Genomic DNA, 26408 nt, shown 5'->3' with positions numbered 1-26408 from the left:
TTGCCCAGATTGGGCAGTCGTGATCATGGATTCGAAAGGACGAGTCCTTTCGCGGGTGCAGGGCAGAGCCCTGCGAATCGGCTCCGCCGACGTCAGGGCGCCGCCCTGACAACCCGCCAAAGGGTCTGAGGCCCTTTGGGATCCCCGATGAGTGTTGAGCTTGAGACGGTCGCGGGCCTGTTCGGCGTGGCCGTGGTGGCGGGTGCCATCGATGCCATCGCCGGCGGCGGCGGGCTGATGACCCTGCCGGCCCTGCTGCTCGCCGGGCTCGACCCCGTGAGCGCCATCGCCACCAACAAGCTCCAGGGCAGCGCCGGCTCGGTCTCGGCCACGATCGCCTTCGCCCGGCGCGGCCTGATCCGCTGGCGCGAGGCCGCCCCCGCCGCGCTCGGCGCCGGCCTCGCCTCGATCGCGGGCGCTCTCTGCGTCAGCCTGCTGCCGCGCCCGGTCCTCGACGCCCTGGTGCCGCTGATGCTCGTGGGCATCGCGCTCTACTTCGCCACGGCGCGGCGGATGAGCAACGAGGACGCGGCGGCGCGCATCACCCCCGGCCTGTTCGCCGTGACCCTGGCGCCGGCCGTCGGCTTCTACGACGGCGTGTTCGGGCCGGGCGCCGGCTCCTTCTACATGATCGGCTTCGTCACCCTGCTGGGGCTCGGCGTGGTGCGGGCCACCGCCCACACCAAGCTCTCGAACGCCGCGAGCAATGTCGGAAGCCTCGCCCTGTTCACGCTCCAGGGCGCGGTGATCTGGCCGGTGGGACTCGCCATGGCGGTCGGCGCCTTCCTCGGCGCTCAGGTCGGCTCGGCGCTGGCCGTGCGCCTCGGCGCCCGGCTGATCCGGCCGCTCCTCGTCGTCATCGCCTGCGCGATGGCGCTCCGCCTCCTATCGAACCCGGCCAACCCGTTGCGTCAGGCCGTGGCCGGGTTCTTTTCGTAGATGCGTCAACCGATTACGGGCCGACGTTTCAGCGCGGGATGAAGGCCCAGTAATCGAGATCCAGGATCACCGACGGGTCGTAGCCCTCGCCCTGCCTGTCCGGATAGCCGCTGCAGGGCTGGTTTTTGGCCGCCACCGTGCGCAGGCGCAGCGCGCCGACATCGCTGCGGCCGGGGAGTTCGGCGGTCTCCAGCACCTCGGACCACGCGTAGACCGTGTCGCCCGCGAACAGCGGCGCGACGTGGCGGCCGGCATTGATGCCGCCGATGGCAAACGCGTTGGCGAGGCCGTTGAAGCTCAGGGCGCGGGCGAGCGAGATGACGTGGCCGCCATAGATCAGGCGCTTGCCGAACTTGGTCTCCCGCGTCGCCACCGCGTCGAAATGGACCTTGGCGGTGTTCTGGAACAGGCGCGTGGCGATCTGGTGTTCGGCCTCCTCGACGGTCATGCCGTCGACGTGGTCGATCTTTTCGCCGACCGCGTAATCGCCGAAGCGGTGCGGGCTGCCGGCCAGCGCGTCGTCGTAGGCCACCGGATCGAGCGGGGGCAGGGCACCCGCGAGGTCGGCCGGGCTCACGACCTTGGCGAGCTGGGGCACGTGCTCCTCGGCGATCTTCGCTTCGGGGTCGCGCTTGCGCACGAGAACCCAGCGGCAATAGCTCAGCACGGTCCGGCCCGAGGAATCGGAGCCGGTGGAGCGCACGTAGACCACGCCGGTCTGGCGGTTGGAGCTCTCCTTCAGGCCGATCACCTCGGAGACGGTGGAGAGCGTCTCGCCGGGATAGACCGGGCGGTGGAAGCCGCCCTCGGCGTAGCCGAGATTGGCCAGGGCGTTGAGGGAGATGTCCGGCACGGTCTTGCCGAACACGACGTGGAAGGTGAGTAGGTCGTCGAGCGGGCTCGCCGGGTAGCCGATCGCCTTGGCGAAGGCGTCCGAGGACTGGACGGCGAAGCGCGGGCCGTAGAGGGCGGTGTAGAGTGCCACGTCGCCCGTGGTGACGGTGCGGGGCGTGGCGTGGCGGATGGTCTCCCCGAGGCGGAAATCCTCGAAGAAGCGGCCGGGATTGGTCTTCATGGCGCGCGCGTCGCTCCCTGTGCGGCTCTTGCTGGCCGAGCGGGGCCCCGCCTTGAATACGATATTCAGAACGAGGCCCTAAACTTCTGACATTGCATCGGCTTTTCGGCCGAGCCGACGCCCGACCGCCTTAGCAACCAGCCCGGCGCCCGCGCAATGCCGCGCTGTGCGCGGGGGAGACGTCGCGCCGGGAACGGGGTCAGAAGGCGAGCTGGATGTAGAGGTCGGTGATGAGCTTCTGCACGAACAGCAGCAGCAGGATCAGGATGATCGGCGAGATGTCGACGCCCCCGAGATTGGGCAGCAGGTTGCGGATCGGCCGCAGCGCCGGCTCGGTGACGCGGTAGAGGAATTCGCCGATCTGCGAGACGATCGGGTTGCGCACGTTGACCACGTTGAAGGCCACGAGCCAGCTCAGCACGGCGCTCGCGACGAGGACGTAGATGTAGAGCTGGATGATGGTGGTGATGAGCCAGAGCAGGGCGTTCATGCGGGGGGTATCGGTCCTCGTCGCCCCAAACGCGCGCCGGCGCGGGATGCGCGGGGCGCGGGCGGGAAAATTCCGGAATTGACAGCTCGAAGCGGACAAGCCTACAAGGCCCTCGCCTCGACGGGGCTGTAGCTCAGATGGGAGAGCGCCGCAATCGCACTGCGGAGGTCAGGGGTTCGAATCCCCTCAGCTCCACCACCGACTTTCGCTTGAAAATTGGTGTGTGGCATCAAGGACTTGGGGAGTGGCAGCTCCCGGATAAATCCCAATTCCTCCCACGCTTCCGTTTCGCTAAATCCCAGGCGTGGTCCGGTTTTCGACAGGATATCCACACCACCCCCGCGCAGCTACGGGGGCAACCCTTGCTGTGCCTGACCCACGCCGTGCGCGTTGGTAGAGGGCGCGCCGGCCGGTGAATATCGAAGCCTGCACCGGCTTGGCGGGACCGCCGTCGTCCGGACCGGATGATCCAGGGATTCCGAGCGGCGGGGGCTACAAGGCCGCGCCGAGCCCGATTCGGAGGCGGTACTGCCACGTCAGCGAGAGGCAGACGCCTTCGAGGCTGGCCCAGATGTGGGCCGCATCCACGCCGAGCTGGAACAGGTTGCGCTGGAAGACCGCGCGGGTGTCCCGCGGGATCTCGAAGCTGTTCTCCGCCATGCCGGGCGGCGTCCACGCCGAGGCCGGATCGGGGTGGGCCGAGAACAGGCCCTTCTGGCTCGCGATGCGGGGCGCCAGGGCGGAGGGCAGCAGGAAGCCGACCTCGGCGATCTCGAAGGGGCCGGGACCCCGCTCGGGGTCGATCATGGAACTGCCGCCGAGCGGATGCGCGTACACGATGGCGTCCTCGTTCGCGGGCTGGCTGGCAACGGCGAAGAAGCAGGCGATGAGCGGATTGGTCGTCCAGTCGAGCAAGCGGGTCGGGAGACCGTAATGCTGACCCAGCGCCAGCCAGTCCCAATCCGTCGCCCCGGGCATCGCGACGTGCAGCCTGGCCTCGCGCTTGAAATCCTGGAACAGTTGCCGTTCGTGGCGCGGGTCGAACTCGGCGCCCCGGCCGGCGCTGGGCTTGCACTCGAAGGCCTTCGACGCGCAGCCGCGGAACACCCATCGTGAGTTCATGCGTGCCGCCAGGAAGGCGTGGAACGCCTGCCAGCGCTCCTGCGCCGGCCCGCCCTCTCCATCGCCGGACCCCGATGGTCCGGACGGGGACGGCGTGCGATCAGGCGCCCGCAGGCGCGCCGGAGCGGGTGGAAACCGTGGCGGCCTCAACGGGTGCCCTCCCGGCCGCCGATCACCGCAGGCATGCCACACACGTCCGGTAGAGCGCCGTGGCGAGATCGTGCGTCACCTCGCAGCCGCTTCCCGAGAACATCGTCAAATCCCCGCCGGAGGCCGTCTCGGCGAGCAGCACCACCGGCATGCCGTTGGCTTGCGCGTAGCCGACGTGAAGGTTCGTCCCGAGGTCGGCGACGTCGCCCAGGGCTAGGAGGGCTGAATGGGGCACGCGAGGCCGGGGCGGCCAATTCGCTCGCGTGGGTGAGCGGGGGCCGTCGTCCGCAAACGCCGTCTCCGTCCTGAACCCGAGCGCGTCGAGGTAAGCGGCCGCCTCGTCGAAGAGCCATCTTTGGGCCATGGTCCGGCGCGGTCCGGACAGGTAGACCCGGCAACCCGACGCGGGGCGCCCGGGCACCGCCTCCATCCCTTCGAGCTCGTCCGGCGGAGGCAGCGGCAACCGAGCCCCGTCGTTGAACCACGCCACGCAGCGGGACGCGAGGTCGGCCGCCCCCACGGCGTCGAAGCCACGCTCGCCCCAATAATGCGCGAAGGCCGCGCAGAAGACGTCGCCGGCCCCGATCCTGAACCAGCGGCGGGCGGCGTACGCCGGCACCGGGATGCCGGGGGCGTCGCCCCGGTACACCGTGGCACCGCCGAATGCGTGGCGCGACACGACGAGCGTGGCGCCCTCGCGGGCCATGACGCCGGTCGCGGCGTCGCGCGGGTCCGGGAGCGGCCCGAGCCGGACCAAGTCGGCATCCTGCACCACGTAGGCGAGTTGCTCCGTCGCCCGCGAGCCGGAACGCACGAAGGAGGACGCGGGGTCGGCGGAGCGCGGGTCGTAGACCGCCCGGCCGGCCGTGAGCCGGGCCGTGCCCTCCAGCATGCCGAACCCGAGCACGACGTCGCCGGTGACGGCCAGGTCGGCGTAGCGCCGGCCGGCCTCGGGAACCCAGCTCTTGCGAAGGGGATGCCAATACTCGAATTCGAGCCGCTCCCCGATGGCGACGATGTCCGTCTCGACCTCGAAGGCGGCCATGGTCGCCCGGAGGTCGCCGGCCGACTCGGCGTAAGCATACGTGCTCAGGCGGGTGCCCGGGGACAGCGCGCTCACCGCCATGGCGGCGCGCGCGCCCGAACCGAACAGGCCGGCCCAGGCGGGGAACGCGCAGCTCTCGAAATATGTGCCGCCGACGACGTTCACGCCTCGGCCCTCGTGACCGTAACGGTGCAGCGCGTCGCGCCGACATCCTCGATGAGGGCCTCGAACCGCACCCCCTGGTCGAGGCAGCCGAGCAGGCTCACGAGGCCGCGGAACGCGGCGAGGGCGCCGACGGTCGCCCCGTCGGCGGTGCGGCAGACTGCGGTGCTGGCGCCCGCGCCGGCCACGAGGTCCACCTCCAACACGTCTCCGGCCTGCAGGCCGCGCGTGGCGTCGCGGCGGACACCGATCAGGTCGACCGTGAAGGTCAGGTCGCACTCGTCGGACCCTGTCCGGACCTGTCCCATGCCGTACGGCATGCGGCGGCGTTTGGGTGGGAGCCCTCCGCCCATTCGTCAACCCTCCGCCCGCGCCGCGTCCGGTCGGTCCGGGGCCGCGCGGGATGCCTTCACGTCGGACCGCAGGCCGAACGACCGCAAGGTCTCGCGATGCTTCTCGCATCCGCGGCACTGCCCGCAGGCATATTCCATGACGTGACAGGAGAATGTCGCACCGAGCGCCGAGGCGGGAAGGCCGGACGCCGCGAGAAGGGCCGGCCCGCTCAGGTGCCGTGCGGGCGCCACGACGCGCACCCCACCCTCCTGGAGCCGCATCAGTCGGTCGAGCGTCCGCAGGAATGGGGCGCGTCCGTCGGCGTGGACATCGGTCGCCACCGTTCCGATGAGGATCTCCGACAGGCCTTCCGCGACGAAGCGCATGCCTGCGAGGGTGACCAGGATCTGGTTGCGGTAGGGCCACCATTCGGGGGCACGCGCGAGCGCGGCGGGCTCCCCGCCGGCCAGGGGCCCGAGGCCAAGCCCGGACAGGTCGACCTGAAGCGTTTCGAGCCGCAGCCCGAACTCGGCCGCGATGGACGTCGCAGCCGCCCTTTCGCCCGCCGCCGGCCGCTGGCCGTAATCGACGAACAGGCAGGCGTCCGGCCTCTGCCACCAAGCGAGGGCGGTCGAATCGAGGCCGCCGGAAAACAGCAGAACCCTCATCGCAGCGAGGCCCACACGACCCGATAGAGGGCGGAGGCGAAATCGTCGACGACCTCGCAGCCGGTGCCGGCCAGCATGGTCAGGTGATGCTCGTCGAGGCGTTCGGCCAGCACGACCACTGGGATGCCGCGCGCCCGCGCATGTCCAACCTCGAAGATCGAGCCCGGGTCCGCCCCGTCGAGCAGGGCGAGCACGGCTTGGCAGCCGTCGAGCCCCGCGAGGTCGGCGGTGGCGAGGGCGACGGCGCCGCCCCCCGTGCCCACGTCGTGCAACGGCGAGAAGACAGACGCGCCGAGGGCGTGCAGCCGGTCCCGTGCCTCCTCGACGAGCCAGCGTTGGGCGATGTGGAAGAACGGGGCCGCGAGGTAGACGCGGCCGGGCTCCCCGCCCACGGGTGCGAGCGCCTGGTCGGCGAGGTCGGCGGCCGCGGGCAGCGGCAGCGAGCGCGTGTCGACGAAATGGTGGACCGCGCGCGACGCCAGGTCGGCCGCCGCCGCGGCGTCGAGGCCGCGCTCGCCCCAGTGATGCGCGAAGGCGGCGCTGAAGACGTCGCCCGAGCCGATCTTGAACACGCGGGCGGATCGATAAGCGGGCACCGCGACGGGGTCGCGACCAGGCCGGTGGACGGTCGCGCCCGAGCAGCCACGCTTGACCACGACCACGTCGGCCGCGTGCAGGGCGAGAACGGCCTCGCCTGCGGCCGGCCCCTCCTCGCCCGTCGCCCCCTCCGCCTCCCCCTCGTTCAGGACTACGGCCAGGGCCTCGGCCCGGGACCCGTTGGCGCGGAACGGGACAACGTCGTCGCCCTGCGGGTCGTGGACCGCCCGCTCCGCGGACACGACCGCGTCGCCCTCCACGAAGCCGAAACGCAGCACGACCCGCCCGTCGACCGAGAGGGCCGGGTGTCGCGTCGGCACGCCGGGCCGCAGCGTGGCCGGCGACAGGGCATGGAAGTAGCCGAAGCTGATCTCCTCGGCGATGGGCATTACCGTCGCCGTCACCCCGCAGGCGTGCATCGAGCTCTCGACGTCGCGGGCCCAGCCTGCGAAGGCATAGGTGTGAAGGCTGCTGCCCGGCGAGAGCTGCCCGACCGCCGCGGCGGCACGGCCGCCCGAACCGAACAGCCGGCGCCAGCGCGGGATCTCGCAGATCTCCAGGTAGGACCCTCCGGCGACGATCAACCCAGCACCGGTGCGATGGCGACGCGACAGAGGAGGCGGCCGACCTGCGTCACGGTCGCCGCGTAGCGGTGGTGGGTGCGCAGGCAACCGAGAAGTTCGTCGAGGCCTTCGACGTTCGCCAGCGTGCCGACCACCTGCCCGGCGGGGCGGGTACGGCACACGGCGGTCTCGAACGCACCCGCCCTGTGCAGCGCGACGTCCAGGACGTCGCCGATGCGCACGACGGCGACGACGTCGGCCCGGACCCCGGTCAGTTCGACGTCGTAACTGAGGTCGCAGGGCGAGCCCGTCGGCGCATTCCCGCCCTCCGATCCGGCGGTCGAGCTCGGCGCGCCCGGCCCTGCACCGGCCGGCGCGACCAGGCGACGGCCCGAACTTTTCTTGCTGCCCCCCGACATCCCGCTTGCCCGGCCACTGGTGAAGGAGACCTGATTTCTTATCGGCCTCCGCCGTCGCCGGTCAAACCGGTCCCCGGCCGATGTTGCGCATCGCCCGCCACATGACGGCATCGACCAGCGACGGCTTCGCGTCCAGGGCCACGCAGAACTGCAGGAAGCGCCGTTCGAGCGCCTCGTAGTCCCGCGGGAGGCGGATCGGCCGCTCGAACAGGCCGATCAGGAGGCCTGCACGGATGATGTGAATGTCGAGGATGGCGACCTCGTCCGAGCCCAGCCAGTTCCGGGTGACCCACGAGGCGGTCTTCGGACCGACGCCGGGCAGGCGCATCAGGTGGCGTCGGAAGGCCAGGGCGTCGCTCGACGGCGGAGGATCGGTCTCGATGAGCGTCAGCGCGTCGGCGAGCCTGCCCGCCCTCTGCTTCGGGAAGCGGTAGCGCACCGACCTTTCGCCGATGCGGACCGGCCTGCGCAGGAGGGCCTCGATCTCATCGGCCCCGGGACGACGGCCCGGCTCGAAGATCCCATCCGCGGCGAGCGCGCGATGGACCGCGTGGTTGACCTCGGCCGTGATGCCGTAGCCCCCGAGCAGACAGAAGCCGATCTCGTGGGCCAGGCTGACCTCCCGCCCCACGAACCCGTCGACCGGCTCGCTGGCCCGACCGACCATGAAAGCCCAGAACGCGGCACTCGGCACCCATTCCGGGCGCCCCCACCGCACCCCCGGCATCAATTCGGCCTCCGGGTCCGCGGGAATCGTCGCGACCGACCGCGTCCTCCCGGACGTCTGAGCCTGCATCCTGCGCGCCTTGATTATTCGTTATCATTCGATTTTATTGACTTCATGAGCGGAAGCAAGCGGGCGGCTGACGGCGGGGATGCGCATGCGCTGGCGATTGCCCTCGGTCGCGTGCGTCGAGAGCGCGGGCTTACGCAGGCTGCCCTTGCCAAGATCCTCGGCGCGAGCCAGGCGACCATATCGAAGCTATTGGCAGGGCAACATAAGCCTAGACCCGCGCTGCATCTCGCCGCGGTTCGGTTCATCGGTGCGCACCCGTCGGAGGATCCCGCGGCTTTCTCGAACCTGACGCTGCGCGTGGAGGCGGCTGCACGGCAGTCGGTCGCGTTCCGAGCGCTCCTGGAGGCCGCGGTGGCGCTCTTGAATGAAAACGAATAGCCGCGCCGGGCGGTGCGGCAAGGTCGGGAACCGTCGTTCTCGGCGCCGGATGGAACGTGCCCCGGGACCAGGCCGAGGCGGCGCGCCCGGGCGGCGGGACCCGGCGCCTCGATGACGAGCGCGGGTGCCGCCCCCCCCGGGCCTGGTCGCTCAAACGAATGCATCCACGGCGGGTAGGCCCCGGCATGATCGCGGCGCCCGGGCGCCGGCGGCGCTCGGCCCCTTCGGCGTGGGATGACAATGGTCCGGCGTGCGGATACGGCGTCGGCCGAGGTGTTTGCCGACTTCGAACGGATCGGCTCGCCCTCGGCCTGCCCGACGCGACGTCGCCCGGGCTACGCCATCGCCTTCCCATCGGCAGGAGCATTTGTCTCGGGGTGCCCCACGCCTTTCGCATGTTCAAGGCCATGACGGATCTCGGCTTCGCCCAGGGCGAGGCGCTCGCCGTCGGCGGATTGATGGAGATTTCCCGGCATCCCGATACCCGCTTCGACGGCGAGGCTTGCCTCGACCGGCTGTGCGAGGGAGGCTTCGCCGAAGAGGCCGCGGAGGCGGTGGCCAGCGCGTTGCGCCACTGCTTCCTGTCGGAGAAGGCCACCGCGCAGTACGAGCGGACCAAGCTGAAGACGGCGCTGGTTCGCGGCGGCATCGCCGCCGCGAAGGCGGACGCGTTCCTGACGACGCTGGAAGGTTCGGTCGTCACGCGCCGCACGGCCGAGGTCAGGCGGCCGGTTCCGCACGCTCCGAGCCCCGGCCGGGTCGTGATGTGCGATTTCACCTACCTCGTGAAGCCGGAGATGCAGAAGGAACGGCGGGCGATCGTCGTGTCCTCGCGCTCGGCCGGCGCCGCCGGGCGCTGCACGGTGGTGCCGGTGAGCAAGAGCCCGCCCCGGGAGAACAACACCCATCATTTCCGGTTCGAGCCGGGCACGTATCCCTTCTTCCACCAGACCGACCCGGTTTGGGCCGTCTGCGACTACATCTATACCGTTTCCCTGGTCCGGCTGTGGCAGGTCAACGTGAACCGCCGCCCGGCGCTGCCGTCCATCTCGCCCGCCGAGCTCGCCGGCATCCGAGCGCTCCTCGGAACCGTGCTGGGCCTCGATCATTGACCCGGCGAGGCGGATATGCGATATCCCTCTCACTCGCTGGAGGCGGGTCACACCGTCTTTTCAGCTGACCGAAGATGCTCGCCATCGGAGGTCGGGGTTTGCCCGCGGGTATTCCCCTCAAACGAAAGCTCCGCTCAGGCGGGGCTTTTTCGTTGGCGGTATGCGCCTCGAACGCACAAGGACCGCCGTACACCCACGCTGCGCTCCTTCCTGGCACACGTCACGGCCCGAGAGGCGAGAGCTTAAGCTTGGCGAGGGCCGGCCCTGCATCCGGGCGTCGGCGCCATCGGCCGACGCCGGCTAGGGCCGATCCGAGGCGGCACCCTGGCAGAACCGAACGAGGTCTGCAGGATCGACATCGTCGGATACGGCCCAGAACCAATCCAACAACTCGGGCAGCCACTGGCGACCGATGCAGCAGCGCGTGCGCCCGGGCCGACTCAGGTCGAGGCGCGACAGGGTGCCGGCCATGACCAAGCGCCGCTCTCGATGGACCAGGACGTGAAGTTCGGCACCGCTGCACGCGATCCGAACTCGGGTCTCCGGCGTGCCGACGACGAGGGCGATTTCATCGCCGCGCATCGAGTCCTTCGCTCCTAGGGAAGCGGTGCACTCGGCGAGGAACCGAACGAGCTTCGGGCCCGTGAGGCGGGCTTGGCGCGCCGGGAACCGTGCGACGAAGGGTGAGCGCTCGGAATGCGACCGGCGCGGCGGTACGAAGTTCCGCGGCGAGGTCTCGCCGGCGAACGCGCGCCATGGCGCAGCCAGTGCCTCCAGCACGGACAACCACTCTCCAACGAGGCAGTACCCGGTCGGCGGCGCCCCATCCCTCGCGGTCAAGGAGGCAACGAGCGTTCCCCGCACGATCAGGCGAAAGGCCCGCGCGCCCGCCGCGGTGACCAGGCCGCGGATGACCATGCCGGGAGCGATCTCGTGCTCGCTCATGGTTCCGTCGGCGGCCCGGCTGCGCGGCGGCGTCACGACCGAGAGCAGGGCGACGAGAGACAGGACGTGCAGGCGACGCGCGTCGCCGAACGAGGTGGTCATGTGCGCTCCGAGTCCATGTTTGCGTTGGATGGTCGAACGGGCGGTAGGCCGCGGGCTTGCCGGGTCTCGATCTCCGCCAGCGCCCTGCCTTCCTGCGCAGGGAGCCGATCTGCGAGGCGATGGATTCGCCTTGCCATGGGCGGGCGATCAGACCCGACCCGGCCCGGCGGGACCGGACCTGCCTTTGCTGCGGGGCCTCTTCGCCGACGGGCTGTAATGCGTCCCGTCGAAGTCGACCCAACCGGCCTTGCGAAGCCGCCGCATCGCGGCCAGGAGGGAATTGTCGCGCGCCTCGGTCCGCTCGCCCCCGTCCCAGTCCCTCAGCTGTCCGAGCAGCTCCCGGGATGTCAGGGGCTTGCCTGCGCGCTTGACGAGGTCGTACGCAGCGGCGCTCACCCCCTTGAGCGGGCGGGGGGACCTCTTGGGCCGAGGACCGGCTTGCGGTGCCGCGACCTCCTTGGCGCTTGGCGGCACCTGCTGCGCAGGCTCCGGGGATGGAGGCGGCGTGACAGCCTCGGCACCGCGCCCGATGGGCGCCGATGCCAGCCAGTTCGCCAAGGCAGGGGGCACGGCCGCCGTTCCGGACAGGAAGGCGTCGATGACGACGCGCTTGAGCACGGGTTCCGCGTGGAGCCGCCAGTATTCCTCAGCCCGCTCCGCCGCCCAATCCGAGTCGCCCATGGTGCCGCACCTCCGTTGCGCCACACTAACCTCCGACGGTTACACGTCCACATGGATATCTAAGCGGGGTTAGAGGCGACGCGATTTATCCACAGGGAGTTTCGCGTCACGGCGGAGGGATGGCCACGGCGGATTGCAGAGATCCTGGTGGACGTGGGTCGGCCGCCGACGTGGGGAAGGCGACAACGTACCCGACCGCTCCCGCGCTCGGCGACGGAACAGGCGCCCAGGTCGCGGACCAGGTCGCCGCCTGGGCGGCGGCGGTGAAGGGGCAAGGCGCCTTTCCAGCCGGACCTCGTCCTGGCCGGGGCGACCCGAAGCAGCTTCGGACGCGGCCTTGCCTTGACCGCTCCGTAGCGAGCTGAATCCATTGGCTCACCGTACGCAGTCCCATGGTCCGCGATGTTCCGCCCGTCCTCGATCTTCTTCGCAAACCGCAAGGTGCACGCCCTGCGCGCGCAACTCGCCAATGTCCGGCAGCCTATCGCCGAGGCGACCGCTCGACAGGTCGTCGCGCTGGCGTGGGGGTGGCAGTCCTGGAGCGAGTTGCTTTCGGCGCTTGAAACGCCCGGCACGCCCACGCCGCTCGACGAGGAACTCGTCGGCCCGGATGCCCGGGCCGGGGCCATGAGCCTCATCAACACGCGTATCGTGGGACAGCGCAGCAAGAGTTCAAGCTGCGCTCTCCAGACCGTCGTCGGCCTGCCGCCGCCAGTTTGCCTATCGCTGAGCGCCTTCCTGCGCCTGACCGGACGTCATCCCGTCGGCACTTGGCTGACACCTGAAGCATACCGTGAATTGTACGAAGCATCCGTCGCGCCGAGGCCGGATTGGGCCCTGGATCTCCTGGACCATAAGCGACGGTCGCGGGAGGTGCCGCAGCGGTTTCCGCTTCCGCCGGATCGACCACGCTGATCGAAGGACTCCGACGTACAGGTCACGTCGCCCGGGGGGGCAGCGGTTTCGGGCGGATCGGTCACGACTTGGATCAGGTGACCGGGCCATCGCCAGCCTTCCCCGAGCCGCGGATCGTGGCAAGCTGCCGAGATGGCCGGCCGGTCTGCCGGGTTCCGCTCGCGACCGACCGTATGGGCACGGCTCATGCGCTGCTAGACCCGTATCGACGCCTCGCTGGCTTGAGACCTGCGCATGCGTCGCCGACGAGGACGACGGCATCATCAGCGAAGCCAATATCGCGCGTGAGCGGCGGCGTCGCTGGGTGCCCTCGGCCTGTCGCTGATCGGCTGCGGACAGGAGACGGGCGCTGGCGGGCCGGCCGTGCGGGCGGATGACCGAAGTCGCGGTGTTCCACGTCGTGTGCATGGACGTGCGTCGCGCCCGCGGGGCGATGGCCCACGAGGGCGCTCGGGATCACACGGATGCTGCGCACTGGCTAATTCCAGTAAGCGCTCGGCCGCGGTGCTCCGATTGCTGCGGTTAGCAGACTTGAACACCACTCTAGCGACAAGGCGGCGGCAGCCATGCATGGCACGAAACTGCCGAGATGCCGTTCTTCGTTTCGGTTTCCGGGCCCGGGCGTAGGAGGCCAGTTATCTACTACAGGATCCTGAGGACACGTAACCACCCAAAATCAAAAAAATCGCGCATGTACAGATAGATATCGCAGAGAGCAGACATTTGGGCGACCGGCCTCCGCTGGCTCCCAAGCGGAGGCTCGGGAGCCAGCGGAGACCAGTCGCCCAATTTAGAGATGTCTGCCACAAATTGTTGAAAGATCAATGACATCGGGTGCTTTGCGCGGCCGCCAGAGGCCGACGTGGACGGGCCACTGCCGCCTGGATGTGGTGCCGAACCGGCCACCTTATGATGCTCAACCCGGTATTCCGGTGCCGGGCACCATTGTTCTGCACTGAAGCAACCTAGAGCGAAGAAGGGGGGCCGTTTCGAAGGCGGCCTTTCGGCTTGGCTGCTGACGCGAAGCACCTGTTCTTCGAAACCGCCTCGGCCTCGCCAGGGATGCCGACCGCTTCCGGTCGTGTGCCCCACAAGGCGCCTGCCAAACCGACGTTCGCGAGCGCGAGCACCGCCAGAAGGGCATAGGCCAAATCGGGGCCGCCGTAGGTGAGGACCGTGGCCCCCAGCGACGGAGCAAGAGCCTGGGCGATCAGGCTCGGCCGGGCGAGCCGCCCCGCCAGAACCGGGTAGCGTTCCGACCCGAACAGGGCGAGCGGCACCGTGCCTCTCGCGATCGAGTAGATCCCGTTGCCGGCACCGTAGAGCACCAAGGCGATGCCGACCGCAGGAATGCCCAATGCCAGGATTGCCAGCCCGAACGCCACGAGGGCCATGGCCACGTTTAGCGTCCAGAGCGGGTGGTGCCGCCCCTTATTGGCCATCTCGACAACGCGGGCTCCGACCTGGGACGGCCCGATCAGGGCGCCGTAGGATACGGCGGCGGCAAAGGCCACGCCGCGTGCCTGCAGCAAGGTAATCAGGTGGACCGAGATCAACGTCATCACGGTGCCGCCGAAAACCAGCACGCCGGCCATCAGCGCGAAGGCGCGCCGTTCCCGCGAGGTGAGCGGCGCCTCGCCAAGGTGTTTTACGTCCCCGCCGTTAGCCAAGGCAGGCGCCTCAGGGATCAGACCGAGCACCAGGGGAAGCGTGACGAAGAGGTGCAGCCCGGCATAGGCAAGACATGTCGAGCGCCAGCCGACCTGCTCGACGAGAAGGGCCGAGAGCGGCCAGCAGACGGTGCTGGCGAACCCACCCCATAGGGTCAGGGTGGTGATGGCCGGGCGCGCCTCGTCGCCGTAGAGCCGGCCGAGGGTGGCGAAGGCCGGGTCGTAGAGGCCGCAGCCCATCCCGAGCCCAATGACCAGCCAGCCGGACAGGAACACCGGAAGGTTCGGTGCCAGGCCGATCACCAAGTGGCCACCCGCTAGCAGCAAGGCCGCAGATACAAGGACCGGCCGACCCCCGTGCCGGTGGATGGCGATCCCGACCCGGGGCGAGGCGATTGCCGCGACCAGCAGGCCGACGGACAGCCCCCCGACCACCCAGGCGAGCGGCCAACCCGTGTCGGCGGCGATGGGCCCCGCGAGCACCGCCGGCAAGTAGAAGGACGAGCCCCAGGCGAGGATCTCCACCACGCCCAGGGCCGAGATGACGACGAGGCGGTTGTGGACCTCAGACCTCACGGGAGGCAGGCTTCAGCGCCGCTGCCTTGCCGGCCGCTCCACGCTCGTACCAGCCCTGCGAGCGGTTCACGATCCATACGACGGAAAGCATGACCGGGACCTCGATGAGGACGCCGACCACGGTGGCCAGCGCCGCGCCCGAGTTGAAGCCGAACAGGCTGATCGCGGCCGCCACCGCGAGCTCGAAGAAGTTCGAGGCGCCAATCAGTGCCGAGGGCCCGGCCACGCAGTGCTGCTCGCCCGCGGCGCGGTTCAGGATGTAGGCCAGTCCCGAGTTCAGGTAGACCTGGATGAGGATAGGTACCGCCAGGAGCGCTATCACCGCGGGCTGCGCCAGGATCTGCTCGCCCTGGAAGCCGAACAGCAGCACCAGGGTCGCGAGGAGCGCCACGAGCGAGGCCGGCCCGAGCTTGGCGAGCAGCCGGTCGAGCGCCGGCTGCCCGCCCGAGGCGAGGAGGGCGCGGCGCACGACCTGGGCGATGATCACCGGAACGACGATGTAGAGCACCACCGACAGCACCAGCGTGCCCCAGGGCACGGTGATGGCCGACAGGCCGAGCAGCAGGCCGACGAGGGGCGCGAAGGCCACCACCATGATGGTGTCGTTGAGCGCCACCTGGCTCAAAGTGAAGTGCGGCTCGCCGCGGGTCAGGTTCGACCAGACGAACACCATCGCCGTGCACGGCGCCGCCGCCAGGATGATGAGCCCGGCAATGTAGCTATCGACCTGGTCGGCAGGCAGGTAGGGCCGGAACAGGTAGCCGATAAACAGCCAACCGAGCGCCGCCATCGAGAAGGGCTTCACGGCCCAGTTGATGAACAGCGTCACGCCGATGCCGCGCCAGTGCCGCCCGACGTGGCGCAGCGAGGCGAAGTCGATCTTGAGCAGCATGGGGATGACCATGAGCCAGATCAGGACGGCGACCGGCAGGTTCACCTTGGCGACCTCAGCGTCGCCGACGGCGTGGAAGAAGCCGGGCATGACGTGGCCGAGGGCGATGCCGGCCACGATGCAGAGGGCGACCCAGAGGGTCAGGTAGCGTTCGAAGGTGCTCATGGTGTCCTCAAGCGGTGGCGACGCGGCGGCCGCGCTCGTCGACCACGCGCTCGCCGTCCTCCTTCACGAACTCCCCCTGCTGGGCGGGGAGGAGGTCCAGCACCGCCTCGGATGGGCGGCACAGGCGCACACCCTTGGGGCTGACGACCAGCGGGCGGTTGAGCAGGACGGGGTGCGCCTCGACCGCGTCGAGGAGTTGCTCGTCGGTCAGCGCCGGGTCGGCGAGGCCGAGCTCGGCGTAGGGCGTGCCCTTCTCGCGCAGGACATCCCGGACCGAGAGGCCCGCGCGGGCGAGCATCTGCTTGAGGAGCGCCCGGTTCGGTGGCGTCTTCAGGTACTCGACCACGTGCGGCTCGATGCCGGCGTTGCGGATCATCGCCAGGGTGTTGCGGGACGTGCCGCAGGCGGGGTTGTGGTAGATGACGACGTCCATCACGCGACCTCCGGGCGGGCCGAGGTCGCGCCGGCCATCTGGCCGATCTCGCGGACCTTCGACGACAGGGCGACCTGGTCGAGGCTGCCGAGCGGCAGGGCGACGAAGGCCGCGATCCGATTCTTGAGGTAGCGCTGGGCGGTGACGAAGGCGCGCTTGCGCTCCATCTCCGAGCCCTCCGCCGCGGCGGGGTCCTCGATGCCCCAGTGGGCCGTCACCGGCTGGCCCGGCCAGTACGGGCACGTCTCGCCGGCGGCGTTGTCACAGACGGTGAAGACGAAATCCATGACGGGGACTTCGGGACCGGCGAACTCGTCCCACGACTTCGAGCGCAGGCCCTCCGTCGGGTAGTCGCTTTCCCGCAGGACCTGCAGCGCCAGCGAGTGCGGCTCGCCCTTCGGTCGGCTGCCGGCCGAGAAGGCGCGGAAGCGCCCGCCGCCCTCCTTTTTGAGCATGGCCTCGGCCAGGATCGAGCGGGCCGAGTTGCCGGTGCAGAGGAACAGGACGTTGTAGACTGGCTCAGGCATGGAGGGTGTCCCCGGTGGTGCAGTCGCAGGCGGCGAGCGCGGCGACGGCCGGGGCGCACACCTCGGGGTGGCCCTGGCAGCAGTCACGCATGAGGAACTGGACGAGGTCGGACAGGCCGGCGTAGGCGGCGCTGTAGATGACCGACTTGCCCTCGCGCCGGGAGGTGATCAGCCCGGCGTGCGAGAGCTCCTTCAGGTGGAAGGACAGGTTGTTGCCGGCGACGTTCACCGTCTCGGCGAGGACGCCCGCGGCGAGGCCGCCCGGACCGGCGGTGACCAGGGCGCGCACGACCCGGAGCCTATGCTCCTGGCCGAGGGCGGCGAAGGCGGCGAGGGCTTGCCGTTCGTCCATCGAATGACCTACATATCAACTATCGTTGAAACATAGAGGAGTTAAGCGCCTTGGACAAGCCCCAGCAGCCGTTCGCCGACGGGGTGCCGAACCTCTCCGAGGCGCATTTCGAGGTGCCGACCGAGGAACGGATGGCGCCGCCGACGCCGCTCGACCATGCGCCTCGATTCCTCGTCCTCTACGGGTCGCTCCGGGATCGGTCCTTCAGCCGGTTCCTGGCCTACGAGGCGGCACGGCTGCTGGAGGCGATGGGCGGGGAGGTCCGCATATTCCACGCGGACGGGCTACCGCTGCCCGACGACGCGCCCGTCGAACATCCGAAGGTGCAGGAACTCCGGCAGCTCTCGATCTGGTCGGAGGGGCAGGTCTGGGTCAGCCCGGAGCGGCACGGCAACATGACCGGGGTGATGAAGGCCCAGGTCGACTGGCTGCCGCTGAGCGAGGGCTCGGTGCGCCCGACGCAGGGGCGGACGCTTGCGGTGATGCAGGTCTCGGGCGGATCGCAGAGTTTCAATGCGGTCAACAGCCTGCGGGTGCTGGGGCGCTGGATGCGGATGATCACCATCCCGAACCAGTCGTCGGTGCCGATGGCCTACAAGGAGTTCGATGACGCCGGCCGAATGAAGCCCGGGCCGCTCTACGACCGGGTGGTGGACGTCTGCGAGGAGCTGATGAAGTTCACTCTCCTGATGCGTGGACGGGCCGACTACCTCGTCGACCGCTACTCCGAGCGTAAGGAGCGCGAGCCCGAGCGCCTCAAGGGCGTCGCCGCCGACATCGGGTTCGTGCAGCGGTAGACGGACCGTTCCCCCGTGGAGCGAGCCTCGGTCCCGGCCTGCGGATTGCGCTGTCAGCCTCCCTTACGGGCGTAGCGGCCCTTGTCCCGCGGCTCGAAACACCGACGGTGGAAGACCCGCACATCCAACTGCCAAGGCTCCTAAGAGGACGGAGGCGCCGTGTGCAAGGAACCGCGGCGGCATCGACGCTTTCCGTTGGTACCCAGCGCAGCCGAGAGGTACCGGCTGCCTGGATCGAGTTTAGCCGCGAAAGTGATTGCATATGGATTGGTACGACCGCCGCGAACCATGGCAGGCCCAGGCCGACGACGCCCGCGATGGGGCCGCCACCGATTACAGCCGGGTCATCCACTCCGCGTCGTTCCGGCGTTTGCAGGGCAAGACGCAAATCCTGAACCTCGGCGACAGCGACTTCTACCGGACGAGGCTCACCCATTCGCTTGAGGTCGCGCAGATCGCCGGCGGGATCGCGCGGCGGTTCGAGAAGGTTTATGCCGACCATTCCGCCCGGCAATACATCCCGGACCTCAGCATGATCCAGGCCGTGGGCATGACCCACGACCTCGGCCACCCCCCGTTCGGCCACGGCGGCGAGGTCGCCCTGAATTTCTGCATGCGCGGTGCCGGCGGTTTCGAGGGCAACGGCCAGACCCTGCGCATCCTGTCCAGGCTGGAAAAGTTCTCCAAGGCCGCCGGCGCGAACCTGATGCGGCGCACCCTGCTCGGGGTTCTGAAGTATCCCGTGCCCTTCAGCCTCGCGATGAACGCGGACATCCGCCCCGCCCTCCACGTCGGCCCGGAGTCGATCCGGATCATCGACCGCGAGGCCTCCAAGCCGCCCAAGTGCTACCTGGATTGCGAGCAAGACGTCGTCGACTGGATCCTCGCCCCACTCAGCGAAAAGGACCGCAACGCCTTCACCGAGGCCCGCGATCAAGAGGGCAAGCACCGCAAGCCCCTCCACAAGTCGTTCGATTGCAGCATCATGGACGTCGCCGACGACATCGGCTTCGGCATCCATGACCTGGAGGATGCCCTCGCCCTTGGCCTGGTAACGCAGGTGGATTTCGAAGCGCACGTGACCGAGGAGAAGAGCTCAAGTTTCCTCAACAGTCTCAAGGAGAAATACCCGGAGGAGTTCGGCAACAACGTCTATGAGGGATTCCTTGATCGGCTGTTCGGTGCCGGCGATACCCGGAAGAGGTGCATCGGCCGGATGGTCCATCACCTGATCACGAACTGCGTGATCGAGACCAGGGAGGAGTTCGACGAGCCCCTCGTTCGATATCGGGCTGCCATCGAAGCCGGAGCGAACACCTTCCTGGAAGCGCTGAAGGAACTGGTCCGGGAGGTCGTCATTCGCAGCCCGGGGGTCCAGCACCTCGAATTCAAGGGTCAGGGTATGGTCGTCGCGGTGTTCGAGGCCCTCGCCTCGGAGCCGAAGTCGTTCCTGCCGCGGTCGACCTACGAGGCGTACGAAAAGGCGCCTGACGGTCGGCGCGTAATCTGCGACCACGTGGCCGGCATGACCGACGCCTTCCTCATGCGCACTTACGAGCGCTTGTTCAGCCCGAGGATGGGTTCCGTGTTCGACCGCCTCTGACCGACCCGCCGCCCGGTTTAAGCGAGCAACCCGTGATTCCTTCCTGCTCCCGGCCCACGTCAACCCCAGATGCGTGAGGGCCTCACCGATGCCGAAGGGGCGGGCAGACCGGGACGACCTCCCTTCCGGCGCCGGCGGAATGCTGAGGCGGCAGCCTCGCCCCGCTCCATCTTGCCGGGGCGCGGCAGCGCTACGGCGCCGTGGATCATCGGCATCCGCATAAGACCGTCGAACAGCGTTGCATGTTGCTCGGTTCGGCGGCTGCTCGTCACGACCCCTTTCGTTTCCGACTTTCGGAGATGCCCATGAAAGCCGTGCTGGCCTCCTGGCAGTTCTGGGCGTTGTTCTCGGCGGCATTTGCCGCGCTGACGGCGATCTTTGCCAAGATCGGGATAGAGAACATCAACTCGGACTTCGCCACCTTCATCCGTACGGTGGTGATCCTGTGCGTCCTCGGCGCGCTTTTGGCCGGCACGGGCCAATGGCAACCACTCGATTCAGTTTCGGGACGAACATACCTGTTTCTTGTCCTATCGGGGCTCGCCACCGGTGGATCGTGGCTCTGTTACTTCCGCGCCCTGAAGCTCGGGGATGCCGCCCGCGTGGCGCCCATCGACAAGTTGAGCGTCGTCCTGGTGGCGGTCTTCGCGACCATCTTCCTCGGAGAACGCCTGACCGTCCCCAACTGGTTGGGCGTCGGTCTGATAGCGGCCGGCACGATCCTGGTCGCCTACAGGAGCTGAAGGCTGGCCGCGTGCCCTTTCGCCCGGAGGCGTACGCAGGATAGCGCCCGGGACGCCGCGACCAGCACGGGCGTTGGCCGATCGCCATCGAGCACTCTCTGCATTCGTTCCTGCGCCCAACGTCCAGACCCTTGACGCTCGCCGTCCAAGAACACGGCTGGCGGCGCCTAGGCCGCGTCCCTCTTCCGCCCGGCAGGCGACTTGCGTCGGCGCGCTCGATGGACGGCCGGGGCCACGCCGCCGTTCCTGGCGTAGCGCGAGCGCCTGGGTGACGGGCCCTGCCACTGCGCCGAACCCCGGAGCATATTGGCCAAGCGCCCGACATCCAAGTCATCGAGAAGCTCAGGGAAGCGCAGCGCCCATAGCTCCAGCAACCGGTCCCAACTTCCGCTGCGGACCAGCCGGCGCACGGAATTCGTGAGGTTCCGTTCGTCACCGAACCGCTCCGGCATCCTGCGCCATGAGAGGCCGGTCCGCAGCGCCAGGATCACCGCCTCCAGAAGCAGCCGGCCGGGAATGCCCGGGGTGCCCTTGAACGAGATCTCGATGGACGAATGCAACAGCGGCTTCGAGGCCAGCCATTGCTCGTCGGTGAGCGCATCCTGGCCATTCAGGGCGTGGAAGCGTGCGGCCGGCCCCCTGCGCTTGCGCCAATCATCACCGCCAACCTTCCAGCGCGCCCGCGCGGCCTCGACCGGACCGAGGTCCAGTCCGGCCACGAAGGAAGGGTCCGCCTCGCGAAGGAGGTCAATCAGGATCTGGTCCCCTGCGGCATAGACGAACCGCGAGAGTGCACGCCGCATCTCCAGCGCGTCGCCGAACGCCGCCGACAGCAAAGGCAGGCCCGTCCGGAGCCGGAGCAGGAGGGCGTCGACCAGAGCCCGCGTCGGGATGTGGCGCGAGTCATTCCTGTGGCCCGTGACGTCCGGGAGGTGCTTGGCGACGAGGGCCCAACGCGCGTCGTCGATCCGATAACCTCCGGTTGCCATAAGCCGCTGGGCGTCTTCGCGAAGGCGGACATGGCGTCCCATCGGCTGCTCGACATCGACATGGATCACGTCCAAGCTAACACCGGGCGAGCCGCAGCTCCCGTCCTCCTGTAGGAACGCCAAGAAGTCCAGGTGGATGGCCAGGCCCAAGGTCCCCGCCGGCCGGCCATCCCGTATGACCACCACCCGCTGGACGAGGCGGGCAAGGGCGGCGGAGACCTTCGCCTCCGCCTCCGTCAAGGCCCTGAATGGCACCCGCTCGATAAGGTGATCCAACGTGGCGGAAAGTGTTCGAAGCCTCTCACCGGCTTCGTCCACCTCGGGCAGTTCGGCGAGGCCCGCCGAACGGGCCTGAAGGTCTGCGAGCTCCCCCGTCAGCCGGCTCCTCTCCTCGGACAACAGGTCGGATGGATAGGTCGATTCAAGCTCCTTGACGAGCGCCCGGCGAAGCTGTTCGCGGGTGACCGCAATCTTACGCGCAACATCCGCACGGGCGGCGCGGCGGGCGGCGGAGGCCTCACGTAGCGAGCGGTCGACGGCAGCCGCGAAATCCTCCTCGCCGACGAAGGACCGCAGCTTGCCGCAAACGGCGGTGAGGACGGCGCGCTCCACGGTCTCGTGCATAACGGAGTGACGCCTCGCCGGGCAGCAGCCCCCGTCCGACCAGACGTTGCAGGTTAGCTGTCGACCACCCAAGGTGAACCGCTGGCCTTCGACCCCGGCGCAGTCGCACGTCGCCTTTCCGGCCAAGAAGTGGCTGTGCTCGAACTTCTGCTTCCCCCGGGGGCGTCGCTTCTCGTTGACAGCGAAAAACAGATCGTCTGGCACAATTCGAAGGTGATCGAAGTAGTTGCGCGTCATCTCGCTCGGATGCCGACGCTGGACGGTGACCTTCCCCGATTTGCGGTCGAACGTATTCAAGGTAAATGGATAGTACCATCTACCCGTATAGGCCAACTGGCCCAAAACGTTCGCAACGGTCGATTTCGTCCATCTGCAATCCTTCGTCGGTCCTGCAACCCCGCGTTCCTTCATGATCCGGCCGATGCTTCGGTAGGAAATTCCCGCGGCTGCCATTTCAAAGATTGAAAATATGGTCTTCTCTTCCTCGGGGTGACGCACGAGGAAGCCCCTTTCTTCGCCGTACCGATATCCGAAGAACGCACCGGAATGGGCGCCGCCCTGGGCAGCGTGCTGGAACCTGCCCATGCCCATGATCAGGGTGCGACGGTCCCGATCCGCCTCGGCCTTGAGTGCCGCTTCGATGACCTCCTTCTTGTTCAGTGCCTTGAAGTCGCCGGCGCTATGAAATTCCACGCCAAGCTCATTCAATTCCTCGCATACTTCGACCGCATCGTAAGTTTCGCGGGACCACCGGTCAAAGTCCTCAACCATGATGACTTTTATCTTGCCAGACCGACAGTCTTCGAGCAAACGCTGCAGGCTTTCACGATCACGCATTGATCGGGCACTTCGAGCAGGGTCGTCATACAGCACGTAAATCGCGTAACCAAGCTTCCTCATGTAAGCGGTTACAACCTTGACCTGACGCTCGATGCTCATCTCCTTCTGCTTATTAGACGAGTAGCGAGCGTAGAGGCCCACGGGCACAAGCTTGTCCGGTGGGCCGAAGCCGTCACGGCGTTCGACATCCAGGTTCCGTCGAAGGGCCAACCGGTCCAGAGGGCACAATGCCGTCGTATCGACCACCTGCCGCAGATCCACGGCGCCAGGCATCAGGTCGGTCGTCCGTTCACCGTGGGCCATCGCAACGCCGCTCCATGCGAAGAGAAGGGAGAATTGCTTGCCTGAGGACGCGATAGCCGGGACGTGCGCGGGTTCGCTTTACGTCCATCTCGGTGCGCCGGATGGCTTTCCTTTGACTCCGCCCGAGACCGTCACGTTCTCCTCGACGCACCTGGCCGGGTCGCAAGCGGTCATCCTTCCAGGCATCCCGGTAGCGACCGGCGTTCGAATCCATGCCGCGCGACGCCACGTACGCTTCGGCTCGCTCCCGCCGACAAGCGACTTCGGGCGCTTGGCCGTGATTTTCGTCTCTCCCGTCCACGGGGCCGGGTCTCCGCTGCACCATCGCGACGTGAATTTCGCATCCTGGCCGGAGCATTTCGCGTCACGGCGACATCTAATTCCAGGTCGCCCGCGTACAAGTCCCGACCGGCAACTTTCCTATTCTGTCCGCGCGCGACCAGCCTTTGGGCGTCCGACCGTTCGGCGGCCATCCCCACCAAGCCCTCGAACAATGCGTCTAAGACCGTGAGCGGCCGTCCTGAACTGGACGATTCGCCCCGAAACCTCTGGATGCCGAACGACATCGTTCGCTCCCCCTGTTCCATTGAAATTACCCCTGGATCGCGCATGGCGGCTGGCGTACGAGAAACGCGCGTCGGCCGCCCCTTCTGGGACGGCCGCGCCGCATCGACGAAACGTGGGTGAAGTCTCTAATTATACCGCAGGTATATACAACTGCAATACCGGAGGCCGATCCGGAACTCGTCGCCATGTGCGGCGACCGACGGGACGAAAGGGCATCGCGGCCGCACGCGGTGCCGAAGGTAGCCTGTCCAGTTGCAAGAGACCGTTTCCGTTCTCAATGAACCTCAAAGGTCGATGCGGAAGCGGTATGGCGCGTTACGACGCCGCGGAACCGCCACCTGACTTGCGATATCCGCGAGCGCCACCTCCGACCTTGTCGTCCCAGTCCCCGTTGCGAATGCTCCGTCGGTACGGGCAGGTGTCCAGGGCGTCGGCTTCGGTCCGTACCAAGCAGCCCGTGAAGGGCATTCACGACGTTTGCCGGGCGGCTAGGCTCGGAGCAATCGGCCTGCTCCTGAGGAGCAAAAGCACAGCCGCTGACCGAGATGACGTGGGAACCGATGGCCCCCAGGGCCATCCCGGAGAGCACTGACCCTATGCCTGTCGTCGGTGCTGCCGGGCCGTTGCCGAATTCCCCTTACCGAAGTTCCCGCAATCCACAGGTCGACACGACCATCCTGGTCCGGCGCGGCGAGGGTGATGGTCAAGCAGGCGGATCGGCGGTAGAATATACTGGCGATATAAATACGACGCTGGTGCCGCCAAGTGCCGATAGGGTTTGGCTGCCCCTGCGCCAGTGGTCGGACGGTATCGCGACGTCGAAGTCCCCCGGGCGGTAGGCTGCCCCGCCCTGCAGATCAACCGCACCGACCGCGAGCACATGGCCGCGACCGGTGTCAGACGATTTACGACTCCGGTTCCCCAGACACGAAGCGCACTCTAGCAACGGGAGTGAGACGATGAGGCACGCGAGTCCGCGCGACGTTGAGCAGGATAAGGCTCCGTCAAGCTCAACCGGAAGGGCCACACGCCGGCGCCTTCCGCCGACCAGGGAACGGTTGGGCAGGCTGAGGGCGGTATCAGATCGCGTCGTCGAATCCACCGAATACGATGAGGAGACCCAAGGAGCCTTCGTCGAGGTGATGGGTCCCGAACTGCTCGACGTCGCGTTCGACGAACTCGGGGACCTCGCCTTGGTCCGAGGCGAGCTATCGGACAGCTTGCGGCTGCATGTTTCGGCCCTGCAGCGTCTCGACGAGGAGGACCTTTGGTGACGCAGGGCCGAAGCTGCGCCAATCCTTCCTGAGGTCCAGGTGAGTTTAGCCCGCCGGCGCTCTCGGGAGGCGCCGGACACTTCGCCAACCCTACCCGGCGCGCGTCCGCTTGCCCAGCGCGCCGTCCCAGCCTGGGAGGCGCGCATAGGCGTCCTTGCCAACCCTCTGGAAGTATCGCTCGTATTCGACGCTGATCTCGATCTTCTTGCGCGGCATCCCCTCGGATAGCGCTTCCTTGACCAAGCGGCCGCCCTTCAGCGTCGTCATTCGCAGCCGAACCATGATGTCCGCAACCGACATGCTGCCTTGCGCAGGCAGGATCTCGTAGGCTTCGTGCATCACGCGATCCCAGAACTCCTCAGAACGCACGTGGTCCAAGCGCCGGCTAATACCAATCGGCATGGTTCATAACCGATAGGCCCATTCGCGCAGTCCGAGCGACATGATCATCCAAGGCTGTGCGACGAGCTTGTTCCAAGCCTCGCAGCATTGATCGAGGATGTCCTCGTAGGAGTCGAAGATCCGGTCGCCGAGCCAGTTCTCGCGCAGGAACTGCCAGACATTCTCGACCGGGTTGAGTTCGGGCGCATGAGACGGCAGCGTCAGCAAGGTGAAGTTGTCGGGGACGACGAGGTCGGCGGCGACGTGCCAGCCGGCGCCGTCGAGGATTTGGACGGCGTGCGCGCCGGGATCGACGGCGCGGCTGATTTCGGCCAGATGCGCGTTCATGGCCGGTGTGGCGCAGCGGGGCAGGACGAGACCGGCGTCCTTGCCCTTCTCGGGACAGATCGCCCCGAAGATGTAGGCGGACGCCGTGCGCTGATCCTTGGGCGCCGTGGGCCGGCTGCCCTTGCGCGCCCACCGGCGCGGGACCGTGTTCTTCTGACCGACGCGGGCTCTCATCCTGAGGCTCTCGAAGGACGTCCTGCCACCAGAGTTCGAGCGGCGTGTCGACTGGCAGTTGGGCGCGGATCGCGCTCACGCGGGCGGGGAGGTTTTTTTAAACGCCGTCAGCGCCGCCGGGTCCTGCTGATGATGGCGCGGACGGGCCGACAGCTTGGCATAGCCCATCCGCTTCACCTCCCGTCCGACACTGCTCTCGTCGAGGCTGACGCCGAAGCGCGCGAACAGCCAAGCCGCCAAGTCCTTCAGCCGCCAGCGCACCACGCCGTCCCGTTGCAGGTCCGGCCCTTCCTCGATGGCAACCGCGAGCGCCTGCCGCTGGGCCGCGTCGAGCTTGAACCGCGGGCCGGGCTTCTTGCGCTCGATCAGGCCGTCCGGCCCGGCCGCGTTGAAGGCCAGCACCCAGTCGCGCACCGTCTGCAGGCCGACCGCGCCGATCCGCGAGGCCTGCGTCCGGCTCCCACCCTCGTAGATCGCGGCCAGCGCGAGAAGCCGCCGGCTCTGACCGGCATCGCGGCTCTTCCGCGCCAGACGTCGCAGGGTATCCGCATCGAAATCCTCGCGCAGATCCACGGCCTTCGACATGGCAAACCTCCTAGCTTGCCACATCGAATCACATCCGCCGCTTCCGCGTAAACCCGCGAGTCCTCACCCGTAC

The 26408-nt window shown here is 68.1% G+C and carries 26 protein-coding genes, 1 tRNA gene and 1 pseudogene; 9 read left to right on the top strand and 19 right to left on the bottom strand.

The window, feature by feature from the left end; genetic code table 11:
- Window positions 1-147 precede the first annotated feature (147 nt).
- Window positions 148-939 carry a TSUP family transporter gene (locus ABS772_RS19925; protein ID WP_350396480.1) on the top strand — a complete coding sequence of 264 codons (792 nt, stop codon included), beginning with the start codon at window positions 148-150 and terminating at the stop codon, window positions 937-939.
- Between the two features lie 28 nt (window positions 940-967).
- On the opposite strand, the gene ABS772_RS19920 is transcribed toward ABS772_RS19925, so the two are convergent.
- Both ABS772_RS19920 and ABS772_RS19915 read right to left on the bottom strand, forming a co-directional pair.
- A complete protein-coding gene (locus ABS772_RS19920; protein WP_350396479.1) occupies window positions 968-2014 on the bottom strand; it encodes a MaoC family dehydratase in 1047 nt (348 codons plus the stop codon).
- 199 nt (window positions 2015-2213) lie between these two features.
- Complete coding sequence (locus tag ABS772_RS19915; RefSeq protein WP_238255408.1) at window positions 2214-2504, bottom strand: YggT family protein; 291 nt, start codon at window positions 2502-2504, stop codon at window positions 2214-2216.
- Between the two features lie 122 nt (window positions 2505-2626).
- Between ABS772_RS19915 and ABS772_RS19910 the strand changes: the two genes are divergently transcribed.
- Window positions 2627-2702, top strand: a tRNA-Ala gene (locus tag ABS772_RS19910).
- Between the two features lie 294 nt (window positions 2703-2996).
- Here the strand turns inward: ABS772_RS19910 and ABS772_RS19905 are convergent.
- The 7 genes from ABS772_RS19905 to ABS772_RS19875 form a co-directional block, all read right to left on the bottom strand.
- Window positions 2997-3626, bottom strand: coding sequence for an FRG domain-containing protein (locus tag ABS772_RS19905; RefSeq protein WP_003604313.1), 630 nt, complete (start codon window positions 3624-3626; stop codon window positions 2997-2999).
- Window positions 3627-3798: 172 nt separating this feature from the next.
- Window positions 3799-4986 (bottom strand): carbohydrate kinase family protein, encoded by a 1188-nt coding sequence (locus tag ABS772_RS19900; RefSeq protein WP_012455858.1) that lies wholly within the window; start codon window positions 4984-4986, stop codon window positions 3799-3801.
- Window positions 4983-5303 carry a hypothetical protein gene (locus ABS772_RS19895; RefSeq protein WP_017484369.1) on the bottom strand — a complete coding sequence of 107 codons (321 nt, stop codon included), beginning with the start codon at window positions 5301-5303 and terminating at the stop codon, window positions 4983-4985. The genes ABS772_RS19900 and ABS772_RS19895 overlap by 4 nt, the downstream gene beginning before the upstream one ends.
- Before the next feature lie 36 nt (window positions 5304-5339).
- Window positions 5340-5984 (bottom strand): 7-cyano-7-deazaguanine synthase, encoded by a 645-nt coding sequence (locus ABS772_RS19890; RefSeq protein WP_003604316.1) that lies wholly within the window; start codon window positions 5982-5984, stop codon window positions 5340-5342.
- Window positions 5981-7165: a nucleoside 2-deoxyribosyltransferase gene (locus tag ABS772_RS19885; RefSeq protein ID WP_003604317.1), complete on the bottom strand. Its 1185-nt coding sequence runs from the start codon at window positions 7163-7165 to the stop codon at window positions 5981-5983. Before ABS772_RS19885 ends, ABS772_RS19890 begins: the two co-directional genes overlap by 4 nt.
- Window positions 7162-7563, bottom strand: a complete 402-nt coding sequence (locus ABS772_RS19880; protein WP_003604318.1) for a hypothetical protein — start codon at window positions 7561-7563, stop codon at window positions 7162-7164. Before ABS772_RS19880 ends, ABS772_RS19885 begins: the two co-directional genes overlap by 4 nt.
- Before the next feature lie 61 nt (window positions 7564-7624).
- Complete coding sequence (locus tag ABS772_RS19875; protein ID WP_012455859.1) at window positions 7625-8290, bottom strand: 8-oxoguanine DNA glycosylase; 666 nt, start codon at window positions 8288-8290, stop codon at window positions 7625-7627.
- Between the two features lie 114 nt (window positions 8291-8404).
- On the opposite strand from ABS772_RS19875, the gene ABS772_RS19870 reads away from it, so the two are divergent.
- Together ABS772_RS19870 and ABS772_RS19865 are read left to right on the top strand one after the other, a co-directional pair.
- The gene (locus ABS772_RS19870) at window positions 8405-8737 is read left to right on the top strand and encodes a helix-turn-helix domain-containing protein (protein ID WP_003604320.1); all 333 of its coding nucleotides are present in this window, start codon (window positions 8405-8407) and stop codon (window positions 8735-8737) included.
- A gap of 185 nt (window positions 8738-8922) precedes the next feature.
- A complete protein-coding gene (locus tag ABS772_RS19865) occupies window positions 8923-9849 on the top strand; it encodes a type II toxin-antitoxin system PemK/MazF family toxin (RefSeq protein WP_350396478.1) in 927 nt (308 codons plus the stop codon).
- A gap of 300 nt (window positions 9850-10149) precedes the next feature.
- Here the strand turns inward: ABS772_RS19865 and ABS772_RS19860 are convergent, their stop codons facing one another.
- Entirely contained in the window at window positions 10150-10896 is a 747-nt protein-coding gene (locus ABS772_RS19860; protein ID WP_003596783.1) for a hypothetical protein, read from the bottom strand.
- Between the two features lie 147 nt (window positions 10897-11043).
- A complete protein-coding gene (locus ABS772_RS19855; protein ID WP_003596784.1) occupies window positions 11044-11577 on the bottom strand; it encodes a hypothetical protein in 534 nt (177 codons plus the stop codon).
- A gap of 402 nt (window positions 11578-11979) precedes the next feature.
- Here ABS772_RS19855 and ABS772_RS19850 point away from each other — a divergent pair, with 402 nt between their 5' ends.
- The gene (locus ABS772_RS19850) at window positions 11980-12492 is read left to right on the top strand and encodes a hypothetical protein (protein WP_003596786.1); all 513 of its coding nucleotides are present in this window, start codon (window positions 11980-11982) and stop codon (window positions 12490-12492) included.
- Window positions 12493-13457: 965 nt separating this feature from the next.
- On the opposite strand, the gene ABS772_RS19845 is transcribed toward ABS772_RS19850, so the two are convergent.
- The 5 genes from ABS772_RS19845 to ABS772_RS19825 are packed head-to-tail and all read right to left on the bottom strand — an operon-like array spanning window position 13458 to window position 17107.
- Window positions 13458-14738, bottom strand: coding sequence for an MFS transporter (locus tag ABS772_RS19845; protein WP_003596788.1), 1281 nt, complete (start codon window positions 14736-14738; stop codon window positions 13458-13460).
- Entirely contained in the window at window positions 14728-15795 is a 1068-nt protein-coding gene (arsB, locus tag ABS772_RS19840) for an ACR3 family arsenite efflux transporter (protein ID WP_003596790.1), read from the bottom strand. The genes ABS772_RS19845 and arsB overlap by 11 nt, the downstream gene beginning before the upstream one ends.
- A gap of 7 nt (window positions 15796-15802) precedes the next feature.
- The gene (gene arsC, locus ABS772_RS19835; RefSeq protein ID WP_003596791.1) at window positions 15803-16228 is read right to left on the bottom strand and encodes an arsenate reductase (glutaredoxin); all 426 of its coding nucleotides are present in this window, start codon (window positions 16226-16228) and stop codon (window positions 15803-15805) included.
- On the bottom strand, window positions 16228-16755 hold the full coding sequence (locus tag ABS772_RS19830) for an arsenate reductase ArsC (RefSeq protein ID WP_003596792.1): 528 nt from the start codon (window positions 16753-16755) through the stop codon (window positions 16228-16230). The genes arsC and ABS772_RS19830 overlap by 1 nt, the downstream gene beginning before the upstream one ends.
- Complete coding sequence (locus ABS772_RS19825) at window positions 16748-17107, bottom strand: ArsR/SmtB family transcription factor (RefSeq protein WP_003596793.1); 360 nt, start codon at window positions 17105-17107, stop codon at window positions 16748-16750. The genes ABS772_RS19830 and ABS772_RS19825 overlap by 8 nt, the downstream gene beginning before the upstream one ends.
- A gap of 50 nt (window positions 17108-17157) precedes the next feature.
- Here ABS772_RS19825 and arsH point away from each other — a divergent pair, with 50 nt between their 5' ends.
- The 3 genes from arsH to ABS772_RS19810 all read left to right on the top strand — a co-directional run bounded on the left by arsH (window position 17158) and on the right by ABS772_RS19810 (window position 20250).
- Entirely contained in the window at window positions 17158-17904 is a 747-nt protein-coding gene (gene arsH, locus ABS772_RS19820) for an arsenical resistance protein ArsH (protein ID WP_017484361.1), read from the top strand.
- 262 nt (window positions 17905-18166) lie between these two features.
- Complete coding sequence (locus ABS772_RS19815; protein ID WP_003596795.1) at window positions 18167-19507, top strand: anti-phage deoxyguanosine triphosphatase; 1341 nt, start codon at window positions 18167-18169, stop codon at window positions 19505-19507.
- 305 nt (window positions 19508-19812) lie between these two features.
- Window positions 19813-20250, top strand: coding sequence for an EamA family transporter (locus tag ABS772_RS19810; protein ID WP_003596796.1), 438 nt, complete (start codon window positions 19813-19815; stop codon window positions 20248-20250).
- Window positions 20251-20417: 167 nt separating this feature from the next.
- On the opposite strand, the gene ABS772_RS19805 is transcribed toward ABS772_RS19810, so the two are convergent.
- A complete protein-coding gene (locus ABS772_RS19805) occupies window positions 20418-23006 on the bottom strand; it encodes a recombinase family protein (RefSeq protein WP_003596798.1) in 2589 nt (862 codons plus the stop codon).
- Window positions 23007-24715: 1709 nt separating this feature from the next.
- On the opposite strand from ABS772_RS19805, the gene ABS772_RS19800 reads away from it, so the two are divergent.
- Window positions 24716-24847: a hypothetical protein gene (locus tag ABS772_RS19800; RefSeq protein WP_276518062.1), complete on the top strand. Its 132-nt coding sequence runs from the start codon at window positions 24716-24718 to the stop codon at window positions 24845-24847.
- A gap of 90 nt (window positions 24848-24937) precedes the next feature.
- Here ABS772_RS19800 and ABS772_RS19795 read toward each other — a convergent pair whose 3' ends face one another.
- Together ABS772_RS19795 and ABS772_RS19790 are read right to left on the bottom strand one after the other, a co-directional pair.
- Window positions 24938-25186: a hypothetical protein gene (locus ABS772_RS19795; RefSeq protein WP_003596801.1), complete on the bottom strand. Its 249-nt coding sequence runs from the start codon at window positions 25184-25186 to the stop codon at window positions 24938-24940.
- Window positions 25187-25252: 66 nt separating this feature from the next.
- A pseudogene (locus ABS772_RS19790) lies at window positions 25253-26335 on the bottom strand (IS630 family transposase).
- Window positions 26336-26408 lie beyond the last annotated feature (73 nt).

The sequence above is a fragment of the Methylorubrum podarium genome, from assembly GCF_040270385.1.
Lineage (GTDB): Bacteria > Pseudomonadota > Alphaproteobacteria > Rhizobiales > Beijerinckiaceae > Methylobacterium > Methylobacterium podarium.
Note: the sequence above shows the minus strand (reverse complement) of the source record. Positions and strands in the feature narration are given on the sequence as shown.

Bases quoted from the DNA above. Each gene is read 5' to 3' on its own strand.
- ABS772_RS19925 (WP_350396480.1), top strand. From the start codon at position 148: ATGAGTGTTGAGCTTGAGACGGTCGCGGGCCTGTTCGGCGTGGCCGTG.
- ABS772_RS19920 (WP_350396479.1), bottom strand. From the start codon at position 2,014: ATGAAGACCAATCCCGGCCGCTTCTTCGAGGATTTCCGCCTCGGGGAG.
- ABS772_RS19915 (WP_238255408.1), bottom strand. From the start codon at position 2,504: ATGAACGCCCTGCTCTGGCTCATCACCACCATCATCCAGCTCTACATC.
- ABS772_RS19905 (WP_003604313.1), bottom strand. From the start codon at position 3,626: ATGAACTCACGATGGGTGTTCCGCGGCTGCGCGTCGAAGGCCTTCGAG.
- ABS772_RS19895 (WP_017484369.1), bottom strand. From the start codon at position 5,303: ATGCCGTACGGCATGGGACAGGTCCGGACAGGGTCCGACGAGTGCGAC.
- ABS772_RS19890 (WP_003604316.1), bottom strand. From the start codon at position 5,984: ATGAGGGTTCTGCTGTTTTCCGGCGGCCTCGATTCGACCGCCCTCGCT.
- ABS772_RS19880 (WP_003604318.1), bottom strand. From the start codon at position 7,563: ATGTCGGGGGGCAGCAAGAAAAGTTCGGGCCGTCGCCTGGTCGCGCCG.
- ABS772_RS19875 (WP_012455859.1), bottom strand. From the start codon at position 8,290: ATGCCGGGGGTGCGGTGGGGGCGCCCGGAATGGGTGCCGAGTGCCGCG.
- ABS772_RS19870 (WP_003604320.1), top strand. From the start codon at position 8,405: ATGAGCGGAAGCAAGCGGGCGGCTGACGGCGGGGATGCGCATGCGCTG.
- ABS772_RS19865 (WP_350396478.1), top strand. From the start codon at position 8,923: ATGATCGCGGCGCCCGGGCGCCGGCGGCGCTCGGCCCCTTCGGCGTGG.
- ABS772_RS19860 (WP_003596783.1), bottom strand. From the start codon at position 10,896: ATGACCACCTCGTTCGGCGACGCGCGTCGCCTGCACGTCCTGTCTCTC.
- ABS772_RS19855 (WP_003596784.1), bottom strand. From the start codon at position 11,577: ATGGGCGACTCGGATTGGGCGGCGGAGCGGGCTGAGGAATACTGGCGG.
- ABS772_RS19850 (WP_003596786.1), top strand. From the start codon at position 11,980: ATGTTCCGCCCGTCCTCGATCTTCTTCGCAAACCGCAAGGTGCACGCC.
- arsB (WP_003596790.1), bottom strand. From the start codon at position 15,795: ATGAGCACCTTCGAACGCTACCTGACCCTCTGGGTCGCCCTCTGCATC.
- arsC (WP_003596791.1), bottom strand. From the start codon at position 16,228: ATGGACGTCGTCATCTACCACAACCCCGCCTGCGGCACGTCCCGCAAC.
- ABS772_RS19830 (WP_003596792.1), bottom strand. From the start codon at position 16,755: ATGCCTGAGCCAGTCTACAACGTCCTGTTCCTCTGCACCGGCAACTCG.
- ABS772_RS19825 (WP_003596793.1), bottom strand. From the start codon at position 17,107: ATGGACGAACGGCAAGCCCTCGCCGCCTTCGCCGCCCTCGGCCAGGAG.
- ABS772_RS19815 (WP_003596795.1), top strand. From the start codon at position 18,167: ATGGATTGGTACGACCGCCGCGAACCATGGCAGGCCCAGGCCGACGAC.
- ABS772_RS19810 (WP_003596796.1), top strand. From the start codon at position 19,813: ATGAAAGCCGTGCTGGCCTCCTGGCAGTTCTGGGCGTTGTTCTCGGCG.
- ABS772_RS19805 (WP_003596798.1), bottom strand. From the start codon at position 23,006: ATGGCCCACGGTGAACGGACGACCGACCTGATGCCTGGCGCCGTGGAT.
- ABS772_RS19800 (WP_276518062.1), top strand. From the start codon at position 24,716: ATGGGTCCCGAACTGCTCGACGTCGCGTTCGACGAACTCGGGGACCTC.
- ABS772_RS19795 (WP_003596801.1), bottom strand. From the start codon at position 25,186: ATGCACGAAGCCTACGAGATCCTGCCTGCGCAAGGCAGCATGTCGGTT.